1 tRNA gene and 2 rRNA genes (1 of these 3 cut by a window edge) are annotated in these 3,113 nt (G+C 54.6%); all 3 read right to left on the bottom strand.

Features of this window, described 5'->3' with window-relative positions:
* Positions 1-77 (bottom strand) — tRNA-Met (locus GV832_RS21355).
* 62 nt (positions 78-139) lie between these two features.
* Positions 140-254, bottom strand: a 5S ribosomal RNA gene (gene rrf, locus GV832_RS21350).
* Positions 255-354: 100 nt separating this feature from the next.
* Positions 355-3,113 (bottom strand): 23S ribosomal RNA (locus GV832_RS21345); it runs 74 nt beyond the window's last position.

Genomic DNA, 3,113 nt, shown 5'->3' with positions numbered 1-3,113 from the left:
TGGTTGCGGGGGCAGGATTTGAACCTGCGGCCTTCAGGTTATGAGCCTGACGAGCTACCGGGCTGCTCCACCCCGCGACGGTTTTGTTCCAGGATCGGTGGGGTTGTGGATCGGATAGAGAGTTATCGCTTCTTTCTAGGTTTGGCGGTGACCTACTCTCCCACGTCTTGAGACGCAGTACCATTGGCGTGTTGGCCCTTAACGGCCGAGTTCGGGATGGGATCGGGTGTTTAGCCAGCGCTATGACCACCAAACCGAGGAAGAAGCGAAACACCGGGGGCAGACGCCCTCTGTTCTAAGTCTTTTGTGCTTTTGGTCTTTGATTTGAGGTAACAGGTTTTGCTGTTACTGGATCAAATCAAGCCTATCGAGCAATTAGTACCAGTCAACTGAATGCGTTACCGCACTTACATCTCTGGCCTATCGACGTGGTGGTCTTCCACGGCTCTCAAGGGAGACCTTGTTTTGAAGGGGGCTTCCCGCTTAGATGCCTTCAGCGGTTATCCTGTCCGAACATAGCTACCCAGCACTGCCGTTGGCACGACAACTGGTCCACCAGTGGTTCGTTCAACCCGGTCCTCTCGTACTAGGGTCAACTCTTCTCAAGTCTCCTGCACCCACGGCAGATAGGGACCGAACTGTCTCACGACGTTCTAAACCCAGCTCACGTACCTCTTTAAATGGCGAACAGCCATACCCTTGGGACCTGCTCCAGCCCCAGGATGAGATGAGCCGACATCGAGGTGCCAAACGATGCCGTCGCTATGGACGCTTGGGCATCATCAGCCTGTTATCCCCAGAGTACCTTTTATCCGTTGAGCGATGGCCCACCCACTTGGGACCACCGGATCACTATGACCGACTTTCGTCTCTGCTCGACTTGTCAGTCTTGCAGTCAGGCGGGCTTCTGCCATTGCACTCGACGACCGATTTCCGACCGGTCTGAGCCCACCATCGCGCGCCTCCGTTACAGTTTGGGAGGCGACCGCCCCAGTCAAACTCCCCACCATGCAGGGTCCCGGACCCGGATAACGGGCCGCGGTTAGACACCAAGATTGAGAAGGGTGGTATCTCAAGGATGGCTCCACGAAGACTAGCGTCCCCGCTTCAATGCCTACCACCTATCCTGCACATCCCAATCCTGGTGCCAGTGCAAAGCTAGAGTAAAGGTTCATGGGGTCTTTCCGTCTAACCGCGGGAAGTCTGCATCTTGACAGACAGTTCAATTTCGCTGAGTCCACATCAGAGACAGCGGGGAGATCGTTACGCCATTCGTGCAGGTCGGAACTTACCCGACAAGGAATTTCGCTACCTTAGGACCGTTATAGTTACGGCCGCCGTTTACTGGGACTTCAATTCGGAGCTTGCACCCCTCCTCTTAATCTTCCAGCACCGGGCAGGCGTCAGACTGTATACGTCGCCTTACGGCTTCGCACAGCCCTGTGTTTTAAGTAAACAGTCGCCACCCCCTAGTTTGTGCCCCCCACAAACGGTTGCCCGCCTATGGGGCCTCCTTATCGCGAACTTACGGAGGTAATTTGCCGAGTTCCTTTGATGTGGTTCTCTCAAGCGCCTTGGTATACTCTACCAGTCCACCTGTGTCGGTTTAGGGTACGGTCTGATGTGGGGCTATTTCCAGGGACCCCGCGGCTGCCAGATCAATCCGATAAGACCTGACAACGGTAAGGATCCGTCACTTCCCACTGGCCCACGAATATTAACGTGGTTCCCATCGACTACGCCTTTCGGCCTCGCCTTAGGGGCCGGCTTACCCTGCTCAGATTAGCTTTAAGCAGGAACCCTTGGACTTTCGGCGAGGGAGTCTCTCACTCCCTTTGTCGCTACTTATGTCAACATTCTCGCTTCTGATCACTCCACCGGATGCCTTACAGCCCGGCTTCACAGTAAGCTTCTTGTGTCCACGTCCCTGTTGCCAGGGAATAAGACACATGAAGCTATATCACAGAACGCTCCGCTACCACGTGCATTGCTGCACATCCCGAGCTTCGGCTCATGGCTTGAGACCCGTTACATTTTCGCCGCAGGACAGCTTATCTAGACCAGTGAGCTGTTACGCTATCTTTAAATGATGGCTGCTTCTAAGCCAACATCCTGGTTGTTTTGGCCGTCCCACATGCTTTTCCACTTAGCCATGAATTTGGGGCCTTAGCTGCAGGTCAGGGTTGTTTCCCTCTTCACACCGGACGTTAGCACCCGGTGTGTGTCTCCCGCATAGTACTCCACGGTATTCGGAGTTTGCTTAGGCTCAGTAAGGCTGTGGGCCCCCATCACCCATGCAGTGCTCTACCCCCGTGGGTATTCGTGCGAGGCGCTACCTAAATAGCTTTCGCGGAGAACCAGCTATCTCCAGGTTTGATTAGCCTTTCACCCCTAGCCACAAGTCATCCGGACCCTTTTCAACGGGTGTCGGTTCGGACCTCCAGCACGTGTTACCGTGCCTTCATCCTGCTCATGGCTAGATCACCTGGTTTCGGGTCTGATCCCACGAACTCATGCGCCCTTTTAAGACTCGCTTTCGCTGCGCCTACACCTATCGGCTTAAGCTTGCTCGTAAGACCAAGTCGTTGACCCATTATACAAAAGGTACGCCGTCAGGGCTCGAGGCCCCTCCGACTGCTTGTAGGCGTCCGGTTTCAGGTACTGTTTCACTCCCCTCGTCGGGGTGCTTTTCACCTTTCCCTCACGGTACTGGTTCGCTATCGGTCAGCAAGGAGTACTTAGCCTTCGGGGGTGGTCCCCCGATCTTCAGACAGGATTACACGTGTCCCGCCCTACTTAATATGTCCTGTCAAACTTCGCATACGGGACTGTCACCCCTATCGTTGGCCTTTCCAGACCATTCTGCTCGTTCTTCCAGGCTCGGCTGGTCCGCGTTCGCTCGCCACTACTAACGGAGTCTCTATTGATTTCCTTTCCTCCGGGTACTTAGATGTTTCAGTTCCCCGGGTTTGCTCTAAACCCCCTATGTATTCAGGAGTAAAGTACCTGGTTCACCCTCTCATGAGCTGCTTGCGCAATCATGACAGAATGTCAGGTGGGTTTCCCCATTCGGACATCCATGGATCAAAGCCTATTCCCGGCTCCCCATGGCT

The organism is Stagnihabitans tardus, assembly GCF_009925085.1.
GTDB classification, from domain to species: domain Bacteria; phylum Pseudomonadota; class Alphaproteobacteria; order Rhodobacterales; family Rhodobacteraceae; genus Stagnihabitans; species Stagnihabitans tardus.
The sequence above is the reverse complement of the archived record's forward strand: the minus strand, read 5'-3'. Positions and strand labels throughout refer to the sequence as shown.